Source organism: Hyalangium versicolor, from assembly GCF_020103695.1.
GTDB classification, from domain to species: Bacteria; Myxococcota; Myxococcia; order Myxococcales; family Myxococcaceae; genus Hyalangium; species Hyalangium versicolor.
In genome coordinates this window covers 128,489-154,161 of record NZ_JAHXBF010000009.1, presented here as the reverse complement: position 1 = coordinate 154,161, position 25,673 = coordinate 128,489, and the positions used below count along the sequence as shown (strand labels likewise).

18 protein-coding genes and 1 pseudogene are annotated in these 25,673 nt (G+C 68.5%); 11 read left to right on the top strand and 8 right to left on the bottom strand.

The window, feature by feature from the left end:
* Nucleotides 1–4 precede the first annotated feature (4 nt).
* Nucleotides 5–4,153, bottom strand: coding sequence for an MG2 domain-containing protein (locus tag KY501_RS20095; protein WP_224364821.1), 4,149 nt, complete (start codon nucleotides 4,151–4,153; stop codon nucleotides 5–7).
* 445 nt (nucleotides 4,154–4,598) lie between these two features.
* Here KY501_RS20095 and KY501_RS20090 point away from each other — a divergent pair, with 445 nt between their 5' ends.
* The 4 genes from KY501_RS20090 (at nucleotide 4,599) to KY501_RS20075 (ending at nucleotide 9,462) form a co-directional block, all read left to right on the top strand.
* A complete protein-coding gene (locus tag KY501_RS20090) occupies nucleotides 4,599–6,512 on the top strand; it encodes a M4 family metallopeptidase (RefSeq protein WP_224364820.1) in 1,914 nt (637 codons plus the stop codon).
* A 119-nt stretch (nucleotides 6,513–6,631) separates the two neighbouring features.
* Nucleotides 6,632–7,438 carry a hypothetical protein gene (locus KY501_RS20085; protein WP_224364819.1) on the top strand — a complete coding sequence of 269 codons (807 nt, stop codon included), beginning with the start codon at nucleotides 6,632–6,634 and terminating at the stop codon, nucleotides 7,436–7,438.
* Between the two features lie 92 nt (nucleotides 7,439–7,530).
* On the top strand, nucleotides 7,531–8,364 hold the full coding sequence (locus KY501_RS20080) for a helix-turn-helix transcriptional regulator (RefSeq protein WP_224364818.1): 834 nt from the start codon (nucleotides 7,531–7,533) through the stop codon (nucleotides 8,362–8,364).
* 93 nt (nucleotides 8,365–8,457) lie between these two features.
* Nucleotides 8,458–9,462: an SMP-30/gluconolactonase/LRE family protein gene (locus KY501_RS20075; protein WP_224364817.1), complete on the top strand. Its 1,005-nt coding sequence runs from the start codon at nucleotides 8,458–8,460 to the stop codon at nucleotides 9,460–9,462.
* 96 nt (nucleotides 9,463–9,558) lie between these two features.
* On the opposite strand, the gene aptA is transcribed toward KY501_RS20075, so the two are convergent.
* The gene (gene aptA, locus KY501_RS20070) at nucleotides 9,559–10,893 is read right to left on the bottom strand and encodes an omega-aminotransferase AptA (RefSeq protein WP_224364816.1); all 1,335 of its coding nucleotides are present in this window, start codon (nucleotides 10,891–10,893) and stop codon (nucleotides 9,559–9,561) included.
* 110 nt (nucleotides 10,894–11,003) lie between these two features.
* On the opposite strand from aptA, the gene KY501_RS20065 reads away from it, so the two are divergent.
* Together KY501_RS20065 and KY501_RS20060 are read left to right on the top strand one after the other, a co-directional pair.
* Nucleotides 11,004–11,576 (top strand): discoidin/SUN/FTP domain-containing protein, encoded by a 573-nt coding sequence (locus KY501_RS20065; RefSeq protein WP_224364815.1) that lies wholly within the window; start codon nucleotides 11,004–11,006, stop codon nucleotides 11,574–11,576.
* On the top strand, nucleotides 11,573–13,027 hold the full coding sequence (locus tag KY501_RS20060) for a glycosyltransferase family protein (RefSeq protein WP_224364814.1): 1,455 nt from the start codon (nucleotides 11,573–11,575) through the stop codon (nucleotides 13,025–13,027). The genes KY501_RS20065 and KY501_RS20060 overlap by 4 nt, the downstream gene beginning before the upstream one ends.
* A gap of 46 nt (nucleotides 13,028–13,073) precedes the next feature.
* Here the strand turns inward: KY501_RS20060 and KY501_RS20055 are convergent, their stop codons facing one another.
* On the bottom strand, nucleotides 13,074–13,415 hold the full coding sequence (locus KY501_RS20055; RefSeq protein ID WP_224364813.1) for a P-II family nitrogen regulator: 342 nt from the start codon (nucleotides 13,413–13,415) through the stop codon (nucleotides 13,074–13,076).
* Nucleotides 13,412–14,758 carry a bifunctional glycosyltransferase/class I SAM-dependent methyltransferase gene (locus KY501_RS20050; protein ID WP_224364812.1) on the bottom strand — a complete coding sequence of 449 codons (1,347 nt, stop codon included), beginning with the start codon at nucleotides 14,756–14,758 and terminating at the stop codon, nucleotides 13,412–13,414. The genes KY501_RS20055 and KY501_RS20050 overlap by 4 nt, the downstream gene beginning before the upstream one ends.
* A 267-nt stretch (nucleotides 14,759–15,025) precedes the next feature.
* On the opposite strand from KY501_RS20050, the gene KY501_RS20045 reads away from it, so the two are divergent.
* The 5 genes from KY501_RS20045 to KY501_RS20025 are packed head-to-tail and all read left to right on the top strand — an operon-like array spanning nucleotide 15,026 to nucleotide 22,108.
* Nucleotides 15,026–17,167 (top strand): GumC family protein, encoded by a 2,142-nt coding sequence (locus KY501_RS20045; protein WP_224365033.1) that lies wholly within the window; start codon nucleotides 15,026–15,028, stop codon nucleotides 17,165–17,167.
* Nucleotides 17,167–18,402, top strand: coding sequence for a glycosyltransferase (locus tag KY501_RS20040; RefSeq protein WP_224364811.1), 1,236 nt, complete (start codon nucleotides 17,167–17,169; stop codon nucleotides 18,400–18,402). The genes KY501_RS20045 and KY501_RS20040 overlap by 1 nt, the downstream gene beginning before the upstream one ends.
* A 1-nt stretch (nucleotide 18,403) precedes the next feature.
* Entirely contained in the window at nucleotides 18,404–19,522 is a 1,119-nt protein-coding gene (locus KY501_RS20035; RefSeq protein ID WP_224364810.1) for a glycosyltransferase family 4 protein, read from the top strand.
* Nucleotides 19,519–20,991 (top strand): O-antigen ligase family protein, encoded by a 1,473-nt coding sequence (locus tag KY501_RS20030; protein ID WP_224364809.1) that lies wholly within the window; start codon nucleotides 19,519–19,521, stop codon nucleotides 20,989–20,991. The genes KY501_RS20035 and KY501_RS20030 overlap by 4 nt, the downstream gene beginning before the upstream one ends.
* Nucleotides 20,963–22,108, top strand: coding sequence for a glycosyltransferase family 4 protein (locus KY501_RS20025; RefSeq protein ID WP_224364808.1), 1,146 nt, complete (start codon nucleotides 20,963–20,965; stop codon nucleotides 22,106–22,108). Before KY501_RS20030 ends, KY501_RS20025 begins: the two co-directional genes overlap by 29 nt.
* A 19-nt stretch (nucleotides 22,109–22,127) precedes the next feature.
* Here the strand turns inward: KY501_RS20025 and KY501_RS20020 are convergent, their stop codons facing one another.
* The 4 genes and pseudogenes from KY501_RS20020 to KY501_RS54325 form a co-directional block, all read right to left on the bottom strand.
* Nucleotides 22,128–23,270, bottom strand: a complete 1,143-nt coding sequence (locus KY501_RS20020; protein WP_224364807.1) for a glycosyltransferase family 4 protein — start codon at nucleotides 23,268–23,270, stop codon at nucleotides 22,128–22,130.
* Nucleotides 23,267–24,502 (bottom strand): glycosyltransferase family 4 protein, encoded by a 1,236-nt coding sequence (locus KY501_RS20015; protein ID WP_224364806.1) that lies wholly within the window; start codon nucleotides 24,500–24,502, stop codon nucleotides 23,267–23,269. Before KY501_RS20015 ends, KY501_RS20020 begins: the two co-directional genes overlap by 4 nt.
* 53 nt (nucleotides 24,503–24,555) lie before the next feature.
* Entirely contained in the window at nucleotides 24,556–25,095 is a 540-nt protein-coding gene (locus KY501_RS20010) for a pilin (RefSeq protein ID WP_373691626.1), read from the bottom strand.
* 5 nt (nucleotides 25,096–25,100) lie between these two features.
* Nucleotides 25,101–25,194 (bottom strand): annotated as a pseudogene (locus KY501_RS54325) (type IV pilin protein); the annotation flags it as partial.
* Nucleotides 25,195–25,673: the final 479 nt, after the last annotated feature.

The window sequence follows — 25,673 nt, the reverse complement described above, 5'->3', positions numbered from 1 at the left end:
GGCCCTATTGCTTGGGCGCGATGGACACCTTCAAACCGTTGATCCACGTCTTGTGATCGTCCGCGTAGTACAGGTACGCGCGACTCGCCGGGCCCGTGTACGTCCCAGGCACCGCCGCGATCAGCGACAGTGGCACGTCGATCTTCTTTCGCGGCTCCAGGCCTCGCCAGTACAGCACCACGTCCCGGCCGATCACCTCGTAGGCGTCCACCGTCTTCTTCTTCACCAGCTCCTTCAGCTGGTCGTGCCGCACCTCGAGCCCTCCCGGCACTCCGAAGATGGCCACCGCCGTGGGCAGCTTCTCGTCCGTCTTGTTCGACACCAGCACCCGCGCCTCCGTGGGCTCGCCCTCGGTCAGCGCCGTCTTCGCCAGCGCCACCTCCAGCGCCACCCGCGTGTCCGGCGAGCTGTCCGGCACCAACGCGTTGTAGGTGACCTCAATGGAGTATGGCAGCTCGGCACCGCTCTCCATCCGCAGCTCGATCTTCCGCTCGCCCGGAGCGAGCAGCTCGGACACGTCCGGCAGCTTGATGGCCTCCTGCGCCGATGCCTCGTACCGCACCGCGCTGCCCACCGGCTGGCCGTTCACGTAGACACGCACCGCGCCTCCAGCCCGCTTCGCCGCTCGCGCCTTGTCGTAGGCCACGATGGCTCGCAGCGCCAGCACCGTGCTCTGCGTCGAGCCGTAACGGCCACCCTCGCACGAACTCGCCAGGAACTTCATCGAGCGCTCCACGTTCCCCGCGTAGGACGGCTCCCTCAGCCAGGACAGCACCGCCAGCGCCGTGGTCTCGATCTGCAGCGTCTCGCCCATGCTGCCCACGATGGACTGCGTGCCGCCGTCGACCACGCCCTCCTTGCCCTGCTTCGCCACCAGCCGATCCATCAGCTTGCGGGCCTCCGCTCCTTCACCCGCCAGCGCCATCACGTTTGCCGCCAACGCCACCACGTAGCTGTTCTGGCTCTTCGCCGCCGCCGCCTTCAGCGAGGTCACCTCCTTCGACAGCTCTCGCGCCACCTCCGCGGGCTTGGGAGAGCTCTCCAGCAGCGCCCAGGTGATGTACGCGTCCGAGGTGTCCTTGTCCTCGATCCACGTGTGCAGCGCGCGGCGCTTGCGCTCGAAGCCGCCCTTGCCGTCCCGCTGCTTCAGCAGCCACGCCCGCGTGCGCTCCAGCATCGCCGCGTCCACCTCCCGCACCTGCTTCATGTCCGAGAAGTGCAGCAGTCCGAACGCCGTCAGTGCCTCGTGCCCCGGGTTCTCGCCGAACCACTCGTAGCCCTTCTCCGTGCACTCGAAGCCCACCAGCCGCTTGTAGCCCTTCTCCAGCTTCTCCCGCGCCGCGGCCACCAGCTTCGGATCCACCCCGCTGTGCGACTGGAAGTACTGCTGCGCCATCGTCATCGGGTACGTCGTCGAGCTCGTCTGCTCGAAGCAGCCGTACGGCTCCTGGATCAGCCGCGACAGCGACTCCGTCATGTTCGCCAGCGGGCTCGGATACACCGCGATGGACGTCTTCACGCTCCCGCGCACCAGGTTCGCCGGCAACGTCACCGTGTGCGAGGCCGGCTTCTGGGCCGACAACAGTCCGCCGAACGAGGCACTGATGGGGAAGCCATTCGGCTTGATGGTCACCGTGCGCGTCACCGTGTCCGCGTAGTCCCCCGCGCGCGCCGTCAGCTTCAGGTCGAGCGGCCGGGACTCCTGGCCGATCTTCATCTCCACGATGCGCCGCGCACGCTCCCGGGCCGCCAGGTCCACCGCCCCGATCGAGGCCACCCGCGCGTCGCCCTTGAAGTCGAACGTCACACCCGCGCCCTTCAGCGGTGAAGAGGTGCCGTTCACCAGCGCCACCGGCAGCTGGATCACGTCCCCTGACGTCACCTCGAGCGGGATCTTCGGCTCCACGTAGAACGGCTGCACCGACTCGATGGAGGCCACCGCAGAGCCCAGTGCACCGTCATCTCCCACCGTTCCGGCGAACGCCTTGAACGAAGTGACCGAGTCGTTCAGCCCGAATGAGACCTTCGCCTCGCCCGTCTTCGGCGAGGTGCGCACGCCCGCGTTCCAGAAGAGCGTCTCCGAGAAGTCCACCCGGTCTCCCGCCTTGCGGCCCGGCCGCACCGTGTGCGCGTACTCGCGGAAGTAGACCATCGGCTGGGAGTTCATCTGCCTGGGGGCTGGCTCCTCCTTCGCGAGAAAGTTCATCTCCTGCTCCTCCCGCTTCGCCTTGCGAGACGCCTCGGCCATCTGCTCATCAGCCAGGGGCGCAACCCTCTGGGGAGGAACAGGCTTGTTCTCGACGGGCTGCGGAGCTGGAGCCCGAGGCTGTATCTCACCCCGAGGCGCGGGCATGGCCACGGCAGGTGGTGGAGCTGCTCTCGCCACGCCGCCCTTCTGGCGCATCGGCGCAGGCGCCGGAGGGGCCCCTCCGAAGGCTGCTCCCGCGGGGACGGCGGCGGCGGGCATGGCCTCCAGCAGGGCGACCTGGTCCTCCACCAGAGGCACTCGCACCGCGAACACGCGCCGCGCCTGGTCGCCATGCTGCGCCACGAAATTCACGGGATTCGCGAGCGCGAACCGCCGCCAGCCCTGCGTGCCCAGCAGCAGGTCCACCGCCAGCTTCGCCTTTGGGTTCTTCTCGTCCAGGTACACCTGCGCGTCGGCCAGCTCCTTCACTTCGGGCTCCAGCAGCACCATCACCGGCAGCTGCGGCGCCTGGTCCCGCTTCTCGATGAGCTCCAGCACCGCGTCATCCGTCACCGTGAGCATCACCAGAGCGGACACCGGCTTGCCGTTCTGCGTCGTCCGAGCCGTGAGCTGCACCGTGTCTCCCGGCACGTAGCTCTTCTTGTCCAACTGCAACTCCACGTCGATGGCCTTCGCCGGCTGCCGGAACACCAGGCGCTCCGCGAGCGGACGTCCGTCCCTGTCCCACACCGTGGCGACGAGCACCCCGTCCGCGTCCTTGGGATCGAGCGTGACTTTGTCTCCGGAGCCCACCTCCGCCGAGGCCACCTCCACCTCGCGCTTGCTCAGCGTCAGCTTCGCCCGGCTCACCCCGGAGAGCCCCACCGAGAGCGTGACAGGCCTGCCCGCAGGCACCACGTCCTCACTCACTCGCAGCACCGCGCCCTTCGCCTTCACCTCGGGCAGGGGGAACGTCTTCTGGATGCCCGACGGCTCGTCGATTCGCAGCGCATACTTCGCTCCCGCCTTCGGCGTGAGTTCGAAGCGGCCACGGCCCTCGTGCTCGGAGCGCACCGCCGCCACCGCCTGTCCCGTAGCCTGATCAATGATGGCGCCCACCAGGTCCGCGGGCTTCTGCGCTGGCGTCTTCGCCTCGAAGTAGACGCGCGAGGGCAGGCCCGCCACCAGATCGCCTCCCTCCGGGTACAACACCAGGTCCAGCGTCTGCAGGAGGATGGGGATCGTCTTCGCCGCCGTCTCCACCACGCCGCCGTCCTCGATGGCGAAGGCCAGCGAGCCCTCGCCGCGAGCGATGCGCGCCGGCAGCTTGAAGCTCACCGTGCACAGCCCCTTCTCATTCACCGTGCCCGTCACCTGCGCCGCGGTGGCGCCGTCCACCACCGCCGTGGCCGTCACCTTCGCTCCCGCAGGCACGCCGCCCTCCGCGCGCTTCACGTCCAGCGTCGCCGTGACGGCGTCTCCCGGGCCATAGCCGTCCCGGAGGAACTCGATCTGCGACTTGAGCCGTGGGGCCCGGTAGGCCCGCACGTCGAACTTCCGCTCCGCCGGAGCCTCCCCCGTCCATGGGTAGCTCACCTTGAGCGTGTACTCGCCGCCTGCCTGCTCGGCGGGCACCGTCCACGAGTAGCCCCACACCGAGTTCTCGGTCTGCACACTCGCCGCGGTGACCACGTCCCCCTTGGGTCCGCGGATCTCAATGGTTGCCTGCTGCGCCTGGGGATTCGGCTTGCGGGTGATGGCCTCGAGCATCACCCCGCGCGCCAGCACCTGCTCGCCGGGCCGGTACAGCGGTTTGTCCGTGCTGACAAACGTCAAATAGCGGTTGGGGCCTCCCACGGAGTTCGTGTCCGCCTTCGTCCCAAGCACTTGCTGGACGGTGAAAGGTACGGCCAGACCCACGGCCAGCAGGGCCATCAGGGCCCGTGGCGTCATATCGATGAGCATGCGTGCTCCCAGAAGAGAGGATGAGCGTCGCCGAGGAACGGGTGAACGCAGAGAAAGTTCTCCACCGTGCCACCTGCCATCCCTCGCTCCGGGTGAACCCCAGGACCCTTGCTTGTCCAAAGGACAGACAGTATTTCCAGATTCTCCTGTCTAAGCGGCACAGGGTGAACGAGGGGAGAAGCGCCCCACCGCGAGGCAATTCGCCCCAAGCGCCCCGGACTCCCCGGAGAGCCATGGCCATGAGCAATTCCAAGGCTTTGTGAGAGGGGAGTGTAAACAGTTGATACAACCTGCCCGTTAGGCCGTGCGACAAGGATGAGCCACTCCATCCAGCAGGACAACTCATAAGCCCATGGATTCCATGGTTTTTGAGAGACTGGCCCAATCCCTGCTTAGTGCGGCGGTGCCCAACGGCACCCCCGCCGCTGGCAGGAGGATCCCCCACTTGGTTCGCAATCGCATCGTTGCCGCTCTGTTGGCCACTCTCCCACTCGCCGCGTGCGAGATGGCCGACCCAGAGTCCGCTGCTCCCGGTACGCAGAAGGTGGAAGAACTCGAGATCGCCGATGTGCAGTCCGCGCTCGCCGCGCTGCCCAGCGCCCGCGTCGTGGGCGCGCATGACAATGGCGTGCCGTACATGATCAGCGGCCAGCTGGGTACGGCCAAGCCGGCCGTGGGTCTGACGCTGGTGGCCTCGCACGACCGCGTGGCGCAGTCCCTGCCGAGCATCGCCTCCGTGTTCCGCATGAACGCCTCGGACCTGGCCGTCAGCCGCGTCTTCACGGACGAGCAGGGCGACCACATCCGCTACCAGCAGCTGAAGAACGGCCTGCCGGTGGTGGGCGAGGAGCTCATCATCCACGTGGACCGCGCTGGCAACATCTACGCGGCCAACGGCACCGCGCGTGACGGCGAGATTGCCTCGGCCAAGCCGGCCATCTCCGCCGACGCGGCGAAGGAGAGCGCGCTGCGCTCCACCATGTCCCTGGGCCGTCACATCGACTCCGAGGGCGAGCCGCGCCTGGTGTACATCCGCTCGGGTCAGGACCAGAAGCTGAAGCTGGCCTATGAGCAGCTGGTGGTGGGCGAGGGCCGCGAGCAGCCCATCCGCGAGCGCGTCTACATCAACGCGGTGGACGGCTCCACCCTGGAGCGCCGCTCGGAGATCCGCACCGCGCTCAACCGCAAGGTGTACAGCTCCAACAACGGCACCTCCACCCCGGGTACGCTCAAGCGCTCCGAGGGCCAGGCGGCCGTCAGCGACAGCACCGTCAACTCCAACTACGACGCGCTGGGCGCCACGTACAACTGCTACAAGACGAACTTCAACCGCGACTCGTTCGACAACGCGGGCGCGACGTACATCAGCTCCGTGCACTACAGCACCAACTACGTGAACGCCTACTGGGACGGCACGCAGATGGTGTACGGCGATGGCGATGGCGTGAACTCCATCTCGCTGGCCATCGACAAGGACGTCACCACGCACGAGCTGACGCACGCGGTGACCGAGCGCACCTCGAACCTGACGTACTCGGGTGAGTCCGGTGGCCTGAACGAGGCGATGAGCGACACGTTCGCCGCCATCTGCCAGAGCTGGGAGAACAGCTGGTCCACCGCCACGGCCATCTGGCAGATCGGCGAGGCCGTGTGGACGCCGGGCACCTCGGGTGACGCGCTCCGCTACATGGACGATCCGGCCAAGGACGGCGGCTCGCTGGACTACTGGACGAGCTCCGCGGGTACCAAGGACGTGCACTACAGCTCGGGTATCGCCAACCTGGCGTTCGCCCTGGTCTCCAAGGGCGGCACGCACCCGCGCGGCAAGTCCTCCACGGTGGTGACGGGCATCGGCGTCCAGAAGGCCGGGCAGATCTGGTACAAGGCCAACACCTCGCTCTTCACCGCCTCCACCACCTTCGCGCAGGCGAAGACGTACACGGAGCAGGCGGCCACGTCGCTGGGCTACACCACGGCCGAGGTGGCCTCGGTGACGGCGGCCTGGACGGCGGTGGGTGTGACTGGCGGCTCTTCGGGTGGCACGGCCACCGCGCTGACCAACGGCGTGGCGAAGACCAGCCTGTCGGGCTCCTCGGGCTCGTCGACCTACTACTACCTGGATGTTCCGGCCAGCAAGGCGGTCACCTTCGTGACCAGCGGCGGCTCGGGTGATGCGGACCTGTACGTGAAGTTCGGCGCGCAGCCGACCACCGCCTCGTACGACTGCCGCCCGTACATCACTGGCAACGCGGAGACGTGCAACATGGCGGCGAAGACCACCGCCGGCCGCTACTACGTGATGCTGAACGGCTACACCTCGTACTCGGGCCTCTCGCTCAAGGGCACCTACACGCCTTGATGCGCTGAGCGCTGAGTGACATGCACCCCCGGGGGAGTTTCCTCCGGGGGTGTTTCATTTTGTGGGCACTGGCTCGGGGCCGGCTGGGCCGGTGTCCGCAGGAGCGGTAGGGTGGTGACATGAAGCTGGTAGCCAGCGTGCGGGTACCGAAGGACGTGGAGGCCGCAGCCGCGGCACTGGGGCGCGCCGCGGGCCTCACGCTCGCCGAGGCGCGCATCCGGCTAGCCCCCGAACCTCCCGCGATCCTCGCCAGCCTGGTGCCCCCGTCCGCGCATGCGCTCGTGACCGAGCTGAGGCAGGCAGGGCTGGCGGTGCTCTCGGTGGATGGGGATGCAGCCTCCCAGGGGACGCGAGTCGTCGCCCGGACCGCGGTGCTGGGGCCAGCCGGGGCGACCTTTCAGGCACGCTCGGGGGCTCCTGTCGAGCTGCCTTGGACGGAAGTCTCCGCCCTGTTTCGAGGCTCCAGCTCCGTTCGCTCGGAGACGGCCGTCACGCAGAAGTCCAAGCAGTTCTCCGTGGCGGCGGCCGTCATCACCCAGGGCTTGAAGATGTCCCAGACAGTCGAACGGACGGCGCGCTCCCAGCAGGAGGAGACGGAGCAGGTGGTGCTGCTCCACGGCCGAGGCGGCCAGCGCATCGTGCTGCGCGAGCGCGAGCTGGACTTCTCGTGCCTGGGTGCCGCGATGCAGCCCACCCGCACCGCCAACATCGTGGCGCTGGCGCGGCTGCTCAAGGAGCGGGCACCCGGGGCTTTCTACGACGAGCGGTTGCTGCGCCTGGGCCGCCGGCCGCTCCCCATGTTCGTGGGAGGCGAGACCCATCTGCAGGACGGCAAGGTCTCGCAGACGCGGGTGGACACTTCGGGCTCACTGGAGCTGCTCGCGGAGATCCTCTCACGTGGAGCGCAGGAAGGGCTGCTGCCCTGACACGCGTCGTCCAGCGACGGCTAGGATGTGCCCCCAGGGAGGGCTCGGCCGACAACCGGGCACTCCGAGTCCAAGGCGCGAGGAGGCACGTCATGGGTCAGGAGCAGTGCAGGCACGACACGCAGCGCTCTCCGCAGTCGCAGGGCTCCGGCCTCGAGCTCTTCGTCACCGGAGGCAAGCCGTTTGCCTCCGAGATGCACCACCACGCGTGGTGGGAAATCGGCCTGCTCCAGGACGGCGTGGTCACCACGGAAACCGAGTCCGGCCTCTACACCCAGGGGGCCGGTTCATCGGGAGCGCTCTTCTTCGTTCCACCCCACGAGCCTCACGCCGCCTCCAGCGATCCGCGCTTCGTGCCCATGCTACGAGGCATCCGTCTGGAGACGGTGGTGCTGGAGCGCGCCATCGAAGGGGCCTCTCCCCAGCCCATGCCGCTGCCTCGGGAAGTCACCGCCTTCGAGGATCCAGAGGCCTCGCACAGTCTGCTGCGCTTCCATCGGCGCTTCTGGGAAGGTGCGCCTCCGCTCGAGTGGGAGACATGGCTGGTGGAGGCCATGGTGGATCTCTTCATCCGCCGCTACGGCAGTGCCACCCTCTACCCCCTGGGCTCCGAGGTACGCGCCGTCCGCCGCGCCCGCGAATACCTGCATGCGCATGCCCCGGAGGGTGTGTCGCTCGAGGAGCTCGCCACCGCCGTGGGCCTGAGCAAGTTCCACCTGGCACGCGTGTTCGCTCGGGACACCGGTCTGCCTCCGCACACGTACCAGCAGCGGCTCCGGCTGTGGCGTGCGCTGCCGCTGCTGCGCCGGGGTGTCCCCGCGGGCGAGGTGGCCTACACACTGGGGTTCGCGGATCAGGCCCACTTCGCACGGAGCTTCAAGGCCTCGTATGGCATGACGCCCCGGCGCTACGCCCGCGGCGCCTGAGCCCCTTCCGACACCGCAAGATTGTTCAAGAACGCTCTCGGAGCGCCCGGCACATTGCCCCCCGTCACCTTCCAATCCTGACGGGAGCAAACCATGAGGACGTCGAGAACCTTCTTCCTTCGCGGTGTAGCCGTAGCCCTGGCATGCCTGAGCGCCGCTGGCTGCTCGGACGACACCGAGGAGCCCCAGCAGCCGGTGCTGCGCACGGGCGTGACGGAGATCCACCTGCCCGGCAACGACTTCTACCCCGAGGGCATCGCCGCCGCCGAGGACAACACCCTCTATGTCGGCAGCATCTGGACGGGGCAGATCATCCAGGTGAAGCCGGGCAGCGCGGACGCTGAGGAGTTCGTCGCTCCCCGCGCCATCGTCACGGGCGTGGTGGGCCTGCACGTGCAGCGCGACCAGAAGTACCTGTGGCTGTGCAGCAACGTATACGGCACCACGAACGCGCCCCAGCTCATCGCCGTCGATCGGCAGACGGCTCAGGCCGCCCACCGGCACACCTTCCCCGTGGAGGAGGGCCGGGGCGCCGGGTTCTGCAATGAGATCACCGAGGACGCGGCCGGCAACATCTATGCGAGTGACTCCGCCATCGGCCGCATCATCCGCGTGCGGGCCGACCGGCGAGAGGTGGATGAATCCGCGGAGGTGCTCCTCCGCTCGGCGGAGCTCGAGCCGCCCGAGGGCCAGTTCGGCCTCAATGGCCTCATCCATGACGGCCAGTCCTCGCTGTACGCCGTGAAGACAGGTGACGGCAGGCTCTTCCGCATCCCGCTCACGGCCAGCGGTGACGCGGGCAGCCTCCAGCCCATCTCGCTGGACAAGGCCCTCCTGGGCCCGGATGGGTTGCAGTACGTGGATGGGCTGGGGCTCATCGTCGCCGAGCAGTACGGCAAGGCGCTGTCTCGCATCGCCCTTTCGGGCAACCAGGGCACCGTGACTCGGCTCCAGGAGGGGCTGGAGGATCCTTCCTCGGTGGAGATCGCCGAAGGCAGCGCCTGGGTGTCCGAGGGCCAGCTGTCGGCCATCACCGTCCCCAACTCGCCCCCGGCGAAGCTGCCCTTCAAGGTCCGCCGCGTGTCGCTGCCCCGGTAGCGAGGACGGAGCGCGGACGTCGGCTGGAGCCGGTCCGGCGGCCTCTGACAGACGAGGCTCGCCGGACCCGTGCAGGCCGCGCGTGCGGCCCGAGCGCTACCCCGCCGCGCGGATGGACTCGCGCAGCACCTCGGCCATGCGCTGCAGCTCGTCCGGCGTGGAGATGAACGGCGGGCCCATCGCGATGATGTCGCCCGTGAAGCGGAACAGCACCCCGCGCTTGAGCGCCTCCTCGAACACCTTGATGGCGCGCAGGCCCGGCTTGCCTTCGATGGGAGACAGCTCCACCGCGGCCGCCAACTGGCAGTTCCGGATGTCGATCACGTTGGGCTCGCCCTTCAGCCCGTGGATCGTCTCCTCCAGCACCGGCACCAGCGACTTCACCCGCTCGTTGATGCCCTCGGCGGCCAGGATGTCCAGCGTGGCGTGCGCGGCGGCCACCGCCAGCGGGTGCCCCGAGTACGTGTAGCCGTGGAAGAACTCCACCGCGTGGTCCGGGCCCGTCATCAGCCCTTCGTACAAGTCCTTGCGGACGATGACGCCGCCCAAGGGCACCGTGCCGTTGTTCACCCCCTTGGCGAAGGTGATCATGTCCGGCACCACCCCGTAGTGCTGCGCGGCGAAGTTGGCGCCCATGCGGCCAAAGCCGCAGATCACCTCGTCGAAGATGAGCAGGATGCCGTTCTTCGTGCAGATCTCCCGCAGCCGCTGCAGGTAGCCCTTGGGCGGGACGATGACGCCGGCCGAGCCCTGCATCGGCTCGACGATGACGGCGGCAATCGTCGAGGCGTCATGGAGCGCGATGATGCGCTCCAGCTCGTTGGCCAGGTGCAGGCCCCAGGTGGGCTCGCCCTTGGTGAAGGCCATCTCCTTCAGGTTGTGCGTGTGTGGCAGGTGGTCCACTCCCACCAGCATGGCCGTGGGGTACATCTTCCGGTTGGCCACGATGCCGCCCACCGAGATGCCTCCAAAGCCCACGCCGTGGTAGCCCTTCTCGCGGCCAATGAAGCGCGTGCGGTGGGACTCGCCCTTGGCGCGGTGGTAGGCCAGCGCCATCTTCATCGAGGTGTCCACGGCCTCCGAGCCCGAGTTCACGAAGAACACCTGGCCCATGCTTGCTGGCGCCATGCTCACGATGCGCTCGGCCAGCTTGAAGGTGGGGCCGTACCCCATCTGGAAGGCGGGGCTGTAGTCCACCGAGTCCAACTGCTGCTTGATGGCCTCGACAATCTTCGGGTGGCGGTGACCCAGGCCGCAGCACCACAGGCCGCTCAGGGCGTCGAAGAGCTTCTCGCCCTCGGTCGTCCAGTAGTAGGCACCCTCGGCCTTGGCGAGCATGCGCCGGGCGTGGTTCTGCTTGAAGTAGCGGTTGTGCGTGAACGGCATCCAGTACGCCGCCAGCTCACGATCGTTCGGTTCGAGGGCTCCCATGGTGCTCCCAAGTTCAGGTCTGTACCCGGGGCAGTATCCGCCAAAGCGGGCTCGCGGTCGATCTGGCTTCCATTTTGCTCTGCGTGTAGCGGGCGTGCTATCCGTGCTGGATGTTCGGTGCGGTCCGCCCTCTCGTGCTCGTCGCGATCGGCACCTCGCTGCTCCTGGGCGCCGCGGCCATCGCGTTCGCGCGCGAGAGGCCCGTGAGCGAGACACAGTTTCCTGTCCTCGAACCGCACCCCGCCACCGAGCATGATCTCGCGTTGTTCCGGTACGGCTCGCGCGTCCGGGCGAGCTCGGCGTTCTGGCCGAGCCTGCACCACCCGGGCTTTGTCGTGGATGGCTACGCCACGCCGAGCGGCACGGAGAAGTGGGCCTCCGCGCCGGAAGATGCCTCGCCGTGGGTCGAGGTGCTCTGGGACAAGCCTCGGCACGTGAGCCGGGTGGTGCTCACCTTCTCGGGGCGCCTCGAGGGAGGGGGCACCATGCGGGACTACACCCTCATATGTCTCTCGCAAGGGCAGGGCGCCTCGCAGTTCGTGGTGCACGACAACCGTGAGGACATCGCGCGCCACGAGGTGGGGTGCGACAATGCCGAGGGCGTTCGCGTGGAGTTCCGCGTGGGCAGTGGGACCGGGAATGACCTCGTTCGCTTGTACGAGCTGGAGGCGATCGGGCAATGAGCCTCTCGCCTCGTACCCGGCAGGGCCTGAGCCTCATCGTGGCGCTGGGGGCGCTCGCCCGGCTGGTGGCCATCGCGCTCCATCCCGCCCTCCACCCGGATGCGTTCTTCCAGTACCTGGAGCCTGCTTGGAAGCACCTCCACGGCTACGGTTGGATGGCGTGGGAGTGGAGCACGGGGCTGCGGTCGTGGCTGCTCCCGGGCTATCACGGCGCGTGGATGGAGCTGCTGGGGTGGTTTGGCCTCCGCCGCGGCGAGTACCTCCTGCTCTTCCTGCAGGTCCACTGGGCGCTGGTGTCGTCAACGATGGCCATCGCTGCCTTCATCGCGGGGCGGGCGATGACGCGCGAGTTCATGGGGCCTGGCGGCGAGCAGTCCGAGGGTGCCGACTCCGAGCGGGCGGTGGATGCCGGTGGGTTGCTGGCCGCGTTCGGATGCGCGCTGTTTCCGACGCTCGTGTACTTCGGGCCGCAGACGCTGACGGAAGTCCCCTCGATGATCCTCTTCGTGTGGGGCTATGCGCTCTGGGTCGATGCGCGCACGCGGCCTGATCGCGAGAGCCTGCGGCGTGGGCTCATGGTGGGGCTGCTGCTGTCGCTCGGGGCGTGCATCCGCATCCCGAACGCGCCGCTTGCGCTCATCCCGCCCCTCGACTGGCTCCTGCGCGGCCGCTTCCGGACGGTGCTCGCCGTCGCCCTCGCGGCGCTCGTGCCGATCGCGATGCTGGGGGCTCTCGACTGGGCGACGTGGGGCCGTCCGTTTCACTCGGCGATCGCCTTCATCGACTACAACTTCGTGCAGGGGCGCGCCGTCGAACACGGCCAGGCACCCCGGCTCTGGTATGTGGAGGGAATCATTGCTCGCACGGGGGGCTTCCTCCTGGTGCTGGCCGTGGTCATCGCAGTGGGCTTCCGGCGAGTCTGGACGTGGGCCCTGCCAGGGCTCCTGTTGCTCGCGTATCTCTCGACGCAGGCGCACAAGGAGGAGCGCTTCGTCGTGCTCTTCTGGCCCTTGTTGCTCACGGCCGCCGCCGCAGCAGCAGCCGGGTGGATTGCGCGCAAGCAGGGGAAGGCGGACGAGCGGAGGAGTCCCCTGTGGTGGGTCGCTCTCCTCGTGGCGCTGGGGCTCCTGGTCGAGGACGGGCTCGCGATCGCGCACCTGCCGGACGCGGACTACACCGGGAAGTTCGCCGTGTACCAGGCCCAGGCGTGGGTGGGGCAGAGGCCGGATCTGACGGGGCTGCTCATCGAAGACCGCGTCCACCTGAACGGCGGCTACATGCTCACGTCGAAGAACGTGCCTCAGAACATGCTGACGGGCGAGCTCGTGAACAACCGCCTCTTCAACTACGCCATCGTGCGCGAAGGCCAGGCCGGTGCCTGGCTCTCCGCTCGCGGCTTTGCCCGCGTGTGGAGCACGCCGGGCTACGCGGTGTATCGGCGTGGAGGCTAGCCACTCGCGGCCAGAGGCCTGACAGATCAGGCCTGGCGCGCCGGCCTCACAGCGCCTGGCTCCCGCGCTCCCCGGTGCGGATCCGGATCACCTCTTCCACCGGCATGATGAAGATCTTCCCGTCGCCGATCTTCCCCGTCCGCGCCGCGCCGACGATGGCCTCCACCACCTTCTCTACCTGCCCGTCGTCCACCACCACCTCGAGCCTCACCTTCTGCAGGAAGCCCACCGAGGCGGACTCGGAGCCCTTGTAGAACTCCGTATGGCCCCGCTGCCGGCCGAACCCCTTCACCTCCGTGGCCGTCATGCCCTGCACGCCCAGCCTGTGCAGCGCTTCCTTCACCTCGTCCAGCTTCGACGGCTTGATGATCGCTTCAACCCTCTTCATGCGACTTCTCCAGTGACTCGGGCAACCGCGAACAGACTCATTCCCACCGGCAGCTTCACGTGGCGCTCCGCCTCCGCCAACAGCGGCGCCAGCCTGTCATACAGCTTCAGCTGGAACCGAGGCACCGCCCGCCGCCTCAGCACCCGGCTGTTCATGAACCACCCCGGAATCCCCACCAGGTTCATCCACTCGAGCCGGTCCACCGCGAAGCCGTTCCCTTCCAGCACCCTGCGCAGCGTCTCCGGCGTGTACCGCCGGTGGTGCCCCACCGCCTCGTCGATGGCTCCGAACAACTGCGGCAGCGCCGGCACCAGGATGAGCACCCGGCCTCCCACTGGGAGGATCTGCCGGAAGCGCCGCACCGCCGCCCCATCGTCCGGGATGTGCTCCAGCACGTTGGACAGCACGATGGTGTCCAGCTTCTCGGCCTTCAGCGACTCCCAGTCCGCCAGCGCCACGTCCGACAGGTACGGCCGCACGTGTGGCTTGCCCCGGAACAGGTTCTTCAGTCGGTCCACATAGAAGCGGTCCACCTCGAGCGCCACCAGCAGCTCGCACCCGGACTCCAGCTCCCGCGTAATGGTTCCAATCCCCGCGCCGATCTCCAGCACCCGCTTGCCCAGGTGCTCGCGGAATCGGCGCCCCAGCCACGCGTTGTAGTTGTTGGCGCCGTCCATCCGCTCCAGCGTGCTGTAGCCCTCGTGCCGGTTGTCCGCGTCGTCCTGCACCGTGGCGTACCGCATCAGCGTCCGGAGCTTCGACAGCTGCGAGGCCAGTGGGGGCTTCGGAGCAGCCTGCAGCGGCAGCGGCACCTCCGTCAGCCGGTAGAGCTGCGCGGCCAACTTCACCACCAGCTCCGCATCCACCGCGTCGTCCTCACTCGTCAGCGTCACCGAGCGCAGCGCCTCCGTGCGGAACGCTCGCACGCCCGTGAGCGGATCCTTCAGTGCCACATCCGTCACAAAGCGTGTGAAGCCTCCCAGCGCTTGATCCGCCAGCAGCTCCGGCCTCAGCCCCGGCGCCGAGCGGCGGCCGAACACCGCATCCGCCGTGTCCTCCTGGATGGGGCGGCACAGCGCCTCGTAGGACTCCGGCGTGTAGGCCTCATCCGGCTCCTGGAGCACCGTCACCTCCCCCGTCACCTTCTCCAGCGCCGCCCGGATGGCCGCTCCCTTGCCGGATACACCCGAGAGCACATGCACTCCCGGTCCGGGCTCCACCTCCACGGGCCCCTCTCCCGCGAGCACCACCTCCGCTCTGCCCGACAGTGCGTGGGCGAAGCGGGCCGCGATGGCGGCTGTGGTGGGAGAGTAGGGGACGACCACGGAGAGAGGCGGATTCACGCGGCCGTCACTAGCACACGCTCCGGGCCTTGTGCTCGCACCTCCGTGACAAGGGTACGCCTGGCAGGCATCCAGGCACCGCGCATTCCCTCCTGGAAGATTGACCCCCTGGCCCGGAAGGGGCACGCTCGGCTGCGGCTGTGGGTGCAGGTCGGTGCCCAGGTGTCCGAGCCGGACCGCCACACAAGTGCAGGCTCCAGGAGAATCGCGTTGGAAGGTCCCGTGAACGACCCGGCCGCCGGTGCCGGAATGCCGCCATTGAACGTGATGCGCTACGTGCGCGCGTTCTGGCGCCGCAAGTGGGTCGTCCTCGGGGTGGCCGTGCTGGTGACGGGCCTGGCCACCGTGCAGACGCTGCGCCAGCCCAAGGTGTACGCCTCCAGCACCTCGCTCATCATCGATGTCGCCGCGCCCCGGGTGCTCGACAGCGACGTGAAGGAGCTGATGGGCGACGAGCGCAGCAACTACTGGTTCAACAAGGAGTACTACGCCACCCAGAACCAGGTCATCACCTCGCGCGCGGTAGCCACCCGCGTGGTGGAGAAGCTGGGCCTCCAGCACGACGCGGGCTTCCTGGGCGTGGCCTCCCTCAAGGACGAGAAGGCCCGCCTCCAGGCCATGCAGGGCGCGGACGCCGTGGGTCTGCTCCAGTCGCGCATCAGCGTGGGCCCGGTGAAGGACTCGCGCGTGGTGAATGTCTTCGTGGAGGACCTGGACCCGCAGCGCGCGGCCCTGCTGGCCAACGAGGTGGCGCAGGCCTACATGGCCGAGAACCTCGCGTTGCGCTTGCGCACCACCGAGAGCGCCACCCAGTGGCTCGAGGAGCGCAAGGTGGAGCTGGAGAAGGCCTCCCAGGCCAGCGAGCTGGCTCTGTACGACTTCAAGAAGGACGCGGACATGCTCGCGGTGTCCGCGGAGAAGGAGAAGAACAGCGTCACCGAGCGCATCGGCAGCTACGAGAACAGCCTCACCCAGGTGCGCACGCGCATCGCCGCGCTCCAGGGGCGCGTGGATGCCATCCGCCAATTGCAGAAGAGCGCTCAGGGAGACGAGACGTGGGCCGAGGCGGTGCCCGGCGCCAGCGACACCCCCATCCAGGAGCTCAAGCGTCGCTTCATCGAGCAGCGCGCCGTGTGCGTGGAGCTGAGTGAGCGCTACCTGGCCGAGCACCCGAAGATGATCGAGTGCAACAGCCGGCTGGGCGTGGTGCGCGAGGACTTCGTGCGCAGCCTCACCAACGTGGTGCGCAAGGCGGAGACGGAGTTGGTCACGGCGGTGAACGAGGAGAAGAACCTGGCGCGCCTGCTGGCGACGGCACGCGATGAGGCCTTCCAGCTGGGCAAGCGGCAGATCCAATTCGACAACCTCACGCGCGAGGCGGAGAACAACCGGCGCCTGTACGAGTCGGTGCTGCGGCGGCTCAAGGACATCGAGCTGTCGGGCCTGCTGCGCACCACGAACGTGCGCGTGCTGGACGCGGCGAGGCCCTCGTTCGCGCCGGTGAAGCCGGATGTGCGCAAGTCGGTGATGACGGCGCTGGTGTTCGGCCTGTTCTTGGGCTGCCTGGTGGTGGTGGGGCTGGAGCTCCAGGAGAACACCGTGGCCTCGCAGTCGGACGTGGAGGAGCGGCTGGGGCTGGCCTTCCTGGGCTTCGTGCCTCGCGTGGAGCAGAAGGGCGAGAACCCGCGTGAGCGGGACTTGTACGTCCACCGGCAGCCGAAGTCCTCGGTGGCTGAGTGCTGCCGGGCCATCCGGACGAACCTGCTCTTCATGTCTCCGGACAAGCCCTTCAAGACGCTGGTGGTGACGAGCAGCGGCCCGCAGGAGGGCAAGTCCACCACCTGCATCTTCCTGGGCGTGGCCATGGCGCAGAGTGGCAACCGCGTGCTGCTGCTGGACACGGACATGCGCCGGCCGCGCCTGCACAAGGCCTTCGGCGTGCCCAACGACGTGGGCATCAGCTCGCTGGTGGTGGGCGAGGGCTCGCTGGACACGGCGGTGAAGAGCACCGAGGTGCCCAACCTCTTCGTCCTGCCCTGCGGCCCCATCCCTCCCAATCCCGCCGAGCTGCTTCACACCCAGGCCTTCGGCGAGCTGCTCAAGGCGGCCAGCGGGAAGTTCGATCGAATCATCCTCGACAGCCCGCCGCTCAATGCCGTGTCGGACTCGGCGGTGCTGGCCACGCAGACGGATGGCGTGGTGCTGGTGCTGCGCGCGGCGAAGACCAACCGCGAGTCCGCCCGGCGCGCGCTGCGCTCGCTGGCCGATGTCCAGGCGCAGATGTACGGCGCCATCCTCAATGATCTGGATGTGACGGACGCGCGCTACCGAGACACCTACCTCACCTACCGTGGCTACTACGGGCACTACACGGGCGACGAGGCCAAGGACGGGGTGGCGTCGTCGTGATGCGTGCCGGCGCTGGGCTGCGCGTGCTCCACCTGGGGAAGTTCTACCCGCCGGCTGCGGGGGGCATGGAGGCCCATGTCCAGACGCTCGCCCGAGCCCAGGCCGCGCTGGGGGCCCGCGTGGAGGTGCTGTGCATCAACCACGCCGCCTCGCCGGGCTTCAGCCATGAGTTCCGCGGCCGCAGCCCCACCCGTGAGGAGTGGGATGGGCAGGTGCGTGTCATCCGCGTGGGACGGTGGGCCTCGCTGCTGCGCATGGATGTGATGCCGGAGCTGCCTCGCGAGCTGGTGAGCGCGCTGGCTCGGGGCGTGGACGTGGTGCACCTGCACACGCCCAACCCCACGCTGGTGCTGGCGCTGGATGCCGCGCCGTGGCTGCCTCCCGTCGTCATCACCCACCACAGTGACGTCATCCGTCAGCGCGTGGCCGGCAAGCTGTTCCGCCCCTTCGAGTGGTTGCTCTACGCGCGGGCTCGCCGGCTCATCGCCACCAGCACGGCGTACGTTCCCGGTTCGCCTTTGCTGCGGCACTTCCGGGAGAAGGTGCGTGAGCTGCCGCTCGGCGTCGACCTGTCGCCCTACCTGGAGCCCTCCGCGGCGGCTCGAGAGTCCGAGGCCCGCTGGCGCGAGTCGTACGGCTCGCCGATGTGGCTCATGGTGGGGCGGCTCGTCTATTACAAGGGACTCTTCACCGCGCTTGAGGCGCTCACGCGGGTGCCGGGCCAGCTCGTGGTGGCGGGCGTCGGGCCGCTGGAGCAGGAGGGCAAGGCGCGCGCCAAGGCGCTCGGCGTGGAAGGGCGGGTGACGTGGGCGGGCTATCTGCCTCCCGACGAGCTTGTCGGGGCGTACCGTGCCGCCACGGCCCTCTGGTTTCCCAGCAACGCGCGCAGCGAGGCGTATGGGCTGTCGCAGATCGAAGCCATGGCCAGCGGGCTGCCGGTGATCAACACCGCGATTCCCCACTCGGGCGTGCCGTGGGTGAGCCTCCATGGGGAGACCGGGCTCACGGTGCCCATGGACGATGCCGAGGCGTTGGCTCGGGCCGCGCGGCGGCTGGTGGACGAGCCGGGGCTTGCCGAGCGGTTGGGGCAGGGGGCGCGGGCACGGGCCGTGGGGCACTTCCGCCATGACGTGATGGCCGAGCGCAGCCTCGCGCTGTACGCCGAGGCCCTCCAGGCTGCCCAGGAGAGTCGCTCGTCCGGCCGTGTGGAAGGAACCGCGGAAGGGGAGTCGTGAAGTGCGGATCCTCCACATCTACAGCGGCAACATGTACGGCGGCATCGAGACGTTCCTGCGGACCCTGGCGCGCGTGCAGAAGCGCTCCTCGGAGCTGGTGCACGAGTTCGCGCTCTGCTTCGAGGGGCGGCTGAGCCGCGAGCTGCGCGAGGCCGGGGCCACGGTGCACCTGCTGGGCGCGGTGAGGGTGAGCCGTCCGTGGACACTGTGGCGCGCGCGGGGCGAGCTGACGAGGCTGCTGGAGCAGGAGGGTTACGCGGCGGTGGTGTGTCACGCGGCGTGGCCGCAAGCGCTCTTCGGGCCGGTGGTGCGCACCTGCGGGGTGCCGCTCTTGTTCCACCAGCATGACGCACTGGCCGGGAAACACTGGCTGGAGCGATGGGCGCGGGTCACCCTGCCTGATCTGATCATCTCCAACAGCCGGTTTTCGGTGAGTACGCTGGCGAGCGTCTATCCCGGAGTGCCCTACAAGGTCCGGTACTACCCGGTGCCTGCTCCGGAGCCCGTGGATCCGGGCGAGCGGGCGCGGACTCGCACCGAGCTGGGTGCAGGCGAGCGGGATGTGGTCATCGTCCAGGCGTGCCGCATGGAGGGGTGGAAGGGGCACCGGCTGTTGCTGGAGGCGCTCGGGCGGCTGAGGGAGCTGCCGGGCTGGGTGCTCTGGGTGGCGGGAGGTGCGCAGCGTCCGGTGGAGGAGCGCTACCAGGCGGAGATGGAGGAGCTGGCCACGCGCATGGGCATCCGTGAGCGCGTGAAGTTCCTCGGGCAGCGCACGGATGTGCCTCGGCTGTTGCGCGCGGGGGACATCCACTGTCAGCCCAACTTGGGCCCCGAGCCGTTCGGTCTGGCATTCATCGAGGCATTGCAGGCGGGACTGCCCATCGTCACCAGTGCCATGGGTGCGCCGCTGGAGACGATCGATGGCACGTGCGGCGTCCTCGTGCCACCCAAGCCCGAGCCCCTGGCGGAGGCGCTTCAGCGGCTGATTCAGGATGCGGAGGAGCGGCGCCGGCTGGGGGCCGGTGGACCCGCGAGAGCCGTGGCGCTGTGTGAGCCGTCCCTCTTCCTGCAAGGGCTGGCCGAGGATGTCCAAGCGCTCACGGAGCGGAGGCTCTCGTGAGAGGCCCGCAGCTCCAGGGACCGGGCGTCCTGCGGCGGCGCTACACCCGTGCGGCCCCTGCCTCCGTGCCTGCCCAGGCTCCGGGGACGGAGAGCGGACCAGCTCCCGCCCGCGTGCCGGGGCGCTGGAACTTCTGGTCGTCGGGCCTCGTGGTTCCCGCCTTCATCGCGGTGCAGATCCTCAGCCAGCTGGCGTTGCTCGTGGAGTCGCTCGCGGGGCTGCGGGTGGTGTTTCGCATCTTCTCGTTCGGGGCCAGCCTGGCGATGCTCGTGCTGGTGCCTGGGCGCTCCCTGCGGCACCCGTCGCTGCCGTATGTGCTCGCCGCGATGGTGATCATCTCGGTGGGCTTCTTCCACCCGGACACGGGCAGCCACATGGCGGCGCTGGCCCAGTTGGGCATCGAGTTCGCCGTCATGGCGCCGCTGCTGTGGGTGACGCGGCTGAAGATGGACGCGACGGCGTTCCGGCGCACCCTGGCCCTGCTCTTCCTCTTCAATGCGGCGAGCGCTGGCTTCGGCGTGCTGCAGGTCTACTTCCCGGGCAGGTTCCAGCCCGCGCTGTCTACCGTCATCGGGGACATGGGCGATGCCTACAACCAGAGTCTCCAGTTCGAGATGGCCTCGGGGCAGCGCATCTTCCGGCCGTTCGGACTCACGGACACGCCGGGAGGGGCTTCCACGGGAGCGTTCTACTCGGTGCTGCTGGGGGCAGGGTTTCTGATCAGCGCGAAGCGCGGCGTCATCCGAGCCCTGAGCATCGGCGGCATCTTCCTGGGCATTGTCAGCCTGTACCTGTGCCAGGTGCGCTCCAACGCGGTGATGCTGCTGGCGTGCCTGGTGGCGATCGCGGGCGTGCTGGCCGCCAATGGCCGGCTGCTGCGGATGACCAAGCTGGTGCTGGTGGTGGGAGGCTTCGCGATTGGCGGTTTCGCTTGGGCCGTAACGCTGGGCGGAGATGCCATTGCCAACCGCTGGGGGACCCTCGTCCAGGCGGAGGCGGGTGACGTCTACTACAGCAACCGAGGCCATTTCCTCGAGACCACGATGGGCCTGTATGTGCCTGAGTACCCGCTGGGAGCGGGGCTTGGCCGCTACGGCATGGCCTACACGTACTTTGGCGACAAGCGGCAGATGGGGTTGTGGGCGGAGATCCAGTGGACGGCGTGGCTCTTCGACGGCGGCGTGCCGGCCATGGTGCTCTATCCGCTGGGGTTGCTGATTGCGTTGATCTGGTCGCTGCGGATGGCGTTCCTCCAGGATGACGAGAATGAGTTCTGGCTGTGGGGCACCATTCTGGTGGGGTACAACATCGGCGCCATCGCCATCACGTTCAGCTATCCGTTCTTCCTGAGCCAGTCGGGGATGGTGTTCTGGTTGATCAACGCGGCCCTCTTCGCGGCGTACCAGCAATCTCGGAGACAGGGGCCTCGGAGCTCGGTGGATGCGACCCTACACCCTCGTCTCAGGTGACTTCGTCGCCACGGGAGGAATGGACCGGGCCAACCTGGCCCTGGCGAGCTACCTCGCGCGGCAGGGCGGTGTGGTGCGGGTGGTGGCCCATCGGGTTGCTCCGGAGTTGCTGGCGTACTCGAACGTGCGCTTCATCCGTGTGCCGAAGCCGGCGAATGCGTACCTGCTCGGGGAGCCGCTGCTGGATGCGGCGGGGCGCTACTGGGGGCTGCGGACGCTGGCGGAGGGGGGAGAGGTGGTGGTCAATGGGGGCAACTGCACGGTCCCCGGAGTGAATTGGATCCACTACGTGCACGCGGCCTATGCGTCCGAGGGCACGGGTTCGGTGGTTCGCAGGCTCAAGACAGTCGCGAGCCACCGGTACTACCGGTACACGGAGCGCCGGGCCATACGGCGTGCGCGCCTCGTCATCGCGAACGCCGAGCGCACCCGCGAGCACATCCTGAAGGCCACGGGGATTCCTCCCGAGCGCGTGCATGTCCTGTATCTGGGGAGCGATCCGGAGCGCTTCCGTCTGACGACGCCCGAAGAGCGGCACGCGGCGCGAGCGGCACTGGGCTGGCCGGAGACGCGGAAGGTGGCGCTGTTCGTGGGCGCGCTGGGGGACAGGCGCAAGGGATTCGATACGCTCTTCGAGGCGTGGGCTCGGCTGTGTGCTCGCGGCGACTGGGATGTGGAGCTGAAGGTGGCGGGTGGTGGCGCGCAGCGGGAGGCCTGGGAGCGGGAGGTGCGGACGCGCGGGTTGGGAGAGCGCATCCAGTTCCTGGGCTTCCGCAAGGACATGCCGGCGCTGATGGCGGCGGCGGATCTGCTCGTCTCGCCCACGCGGTATGAGTCGTACGGGCTGGGTGTCCACGAGGCGCTGTGCACCGGGCTGCCGGCCCTGGTGAGCCGTGCCGCGGGTGTGGCGGAGCGCTATCCACCGGCGTTGAGCGCACTGTTGCTGGATGATCCGGATGATTCCGGGGAGCTGGTCCGGAGGTTGGAGGCGTGGAGGGCGCAGGGCTCGGCGCTGGCGCCTCACGTCGCGGAGCTGTCCGCCACGCTCCGCGCGTGGACGTGGGACCGGATGGCCGAGGAGATGGTCGGGTTGTTGGAGCGCGCGCGGAGACGGTAGGTCCAACAGCACGACTGACTCAGCCCAGCACGGACTCGAAGAAGTCCAGATGTGCTCGGGCCACCACGGGCCAGGCAAACCGTGTCACCGCGCGCTCTCGCCCTCGTGTGGATAGCTCGCGCCGTTGGTCCGGGCTCTCCAGCAGCTCCGACAGCGCTGCGGTCCATGCTGCAGTGTCCGCCTCCGGAAGCACCCGGGCCGCATCCCCCGCCGTGTGCGGAATCTCTCCCGAGTCGCTCGTCAGTACCGGCACTCCACAGGCGAATCCCTCCGCCAGCATCCGTCCGAACTGCTCCTTCCATCGGGGCGTCGTCTGGCTCGGCGCACACAGCACATCCATCGCGTTGAGCACCCTCGGGACTCGCGCGTGCGGCACGCCTGTCACCACCCGGACCCGGTCTCCCTGCCGCCTGGCCCACTCGCGCAAACTCGCCTCCTGCGGTCCCCCTCCCACGAAGAGCGCTCGCCAGGGGGTGGTGAGTCGCTCCAGGACTCCACGCAGCAACTCCACTCCCTTCTCCGGCACGAAGCGCCCCAGGTACCCCACCACCGGCGGCCCCTCTGCTTCCCACCCCAGCTCCCGGAGGAACTCTGCTCCCGCCGCCCGGTCCGGCTGGAAGAGCTCCACGTCCACTCCCATGGGGATGTAGCGTGACGGCCGCTCCGCGTACCCTGGCCTCGTGAGCAGGTTCTGCTTCACCGTCTCTCCAAACGCCACCCAGCCCGCGGAGCGCCCCACCACCCACCGCTCAAGCTGTGCGAATGGCGGCGGGTAGCGCTTGAACAGGTTCTGCGCCGTGGAGAACACCAGCGGCACCCGCCTCGGCGTCAGCAGCGCCACCTCCGCTCCCGCGAACACGTAGGGCTCCTCCCACGCGTGCACCAGGTCCACCCCGCTCGCCAGCCTCCCCCGCAGCTCCGGGCCGTACATGAACAGGTGCGCCGAGCGGCTGAACAGGGCTCGCACCGCTTCCACCTGGCTCGCTTCCCCCGCCTCTCTCTGCAGTGAAATGGGGCTGAGGTCTCCATGGAAGAAGCGCGGCGCCACCGCCGTCACCTCCCAACGGCCAGCGCCCACAAGCGCCATCTCGTTGGCCAGCCGCCGGTTGAGCGTGACGACGTACGAGTGCGAGACACTCACCAGCCGCCGAACCCGCGTCACGGAGCACCCTCGCCACCCACCAGCGAGCGGTACACCTCCAGGATCTGCCGCCCATACCGCTCTCGAGAGAACCGCTCCACTGCCGTCCTCCGCGCCGCCTCTCCCAGCCGCGCGCGCAGCCCCGCATCCTCCACCAGCCGGCCCAGCGCCGCCGCCAGTTCCGTCGCGTCCCCCGAGGGCAATGTCACCGCATCCACTCCCTCGGTGAGCTGCTCCGCCGCCCCGCTCGCCCGGGAGATGACCGCCGCCCGCCCGCAGGCCAGCGCCTCCGCGATGGTCAGCCCGAAAGGCTCACGGCGCGTGCTCGCATGCACGAAGATATCCAGCGCCCGATACACCGCCACCGGATCCCTCTGGAACGGCACCAGCCCCACCTGCCCGCTCAGTCCCAACCGCCCCACGAGCCCCCGCAGCTCCTCCTCCGAGTATTGCGAGTCCGGAGTGCAGTACAGCGGCGCCCCCACCAGGTAGAAGCGCACGGGCAGTGTGGGGCGCTCGCGCCTCAATCGCGCCGCCGCCTCCAGGAACACCTCCTGTCCCTTCCACCGCGCATAGGTGGCCACCAACCCGAGCCGCAGCGTCCCCTCCGGCGCGGGAGCCAACCCCGCCAGCTCATCCAACCGCGCACTCTCGCTCGGACCGGGTGAGAAGCGCTCCACGTCCACGCCGTTGTACACGACGTGCACCGGCACCGAGCCCAGCACCTCGCGCGCATCCGTGCCCACCGCTTGCGAGTTGGCGATGGCCGCCGTCGCCAGGGGGCGCAGCGCCTGGAGCCCCCGACGCACCAGTGGACGCTCTCCAATGAAGTCGTGAAGGTGCCACACCCGCGCCACCGGCAAGCCCACCGTGGCGGGGCTCAGCAGGTGCGTCTTCAAGCCATTCGAGTGGAGCAGGTGAGGCCGCAGCGCCCGCACTTCGCGCCGCAACTCCCTCAAGTAACCCGCCAGCAGGCCAGGCGCGGGCGCGAGGCCTCGAGCCAACCCCCAGAATGCTCGAGGCCCCTGCCCGCGCAGGCCACTGTCCCCCAAGGACGAGAGCTGCTCGGGGAGCGGCAGGAGCCGCGCGTCCACACCCAAGGCGCGCGCTTCGTCCAGCAGCGGCCCTTCCGTGCCGATCAGCAGGTGCAGCGAGAGCGCCGGGTCCCCTCCGCGCAGGCACGCCAGCAAATCGAGCAGCGCGCGCTCGGCCCCGCCCAGCACTCCCACGGGATTGAGGAACAGGATGCGCAAAGCCCGGTGACCGAATCAGAGGCGCACCGGGCGGTCAAGCCAGACGCGAACCGCTAGTTGCAGTCCACGTCGTTGTTGGAGTTGTACGGCTCGCCCGCGGCGATGTGGTCCGCCACGCCACCGGTGGTCGGGCACGCCGCCGTCAGGTCTCCGTCCGACGAGGAGATCAACCACGTGTCCGCCGAGTCGTCCGTGTTGTTGTCCACGTCGCCCGCGCCGTACACCAGGAAGCTCCAGCTCTGGTCATCGCCGAAGAGGCCCGCGGTGGTCGTCAGGCCGTTGTTCGTCCCCTTGGAGTCCCACGTCGCGCCAGGCGGCACGGGCTCGAACGTCTCCGGGAAGCCGGTGAACCGGAACGTGTCCACCGACACGCACTGCACCGCCCCGTTGAGCACCACGTCCACGGCGCTGCGCTCCTCCTTGGTATTGCAGGTGTCTGCCAGGTGGTAGCTGTAGCGGTTGCCGCGCTCGGGCGCGAAGCCCGTGGAGTGGATGTCCAGCGGCGGCTTGCGCTGCAGCGTGCGCATGCTGGTGAAGAGGCTCTTGAGGTTGGTGGATACCTCGGACTGCCGAGCGCGAGCCTGGAGTCTCATGAAACTCGGGACAGCAATGCTTGCCAGGATTCCGATGATCGCCACGACAATCATGAGCTCGATGAGGGTGAAGCCGCGGTGCTGGTGTCGGGTCGCCATGGGGGCTCCTTCGAAGGAACAAAAAACGTCGTGCCCTGGCGAGAGAGCAAGCGCCGAGCCATACGCCCCGTGTGGCATCCCTTTGGGCCATGACAAAAATCGGCCTGTCTTCTCGTGCAGAGAGACTGTGAGAGATCCAACGGGCATGCACTCGCCGCCGGATCGCCGACCCCCGGATCCGTGGACGCTGTCCTGAGTCCGCTGGCCCTGCACAGTGGTTTGGAGCCCCTGTGTGTTCACTGCAGACTCCGACCCGCGTCGCACGCCGATGGGCGGCAGTGAACGACATGCCGAAATTTGTCAGGTGGTGACGTTTTTTGTCGCGAACTCCAGGAGCGAGGCTCAACCAGAGTGCAACGTTTCCGCTCGGGCCGTACGCGCTGATCCGCGAGGGATGCACGTCACCGTGAGCGTGAGAACTGTATTACCCGAGTGTCCCGGTTTTCGCAATCCCCCTGGGAGGTGTGCCTAGCCAGCGA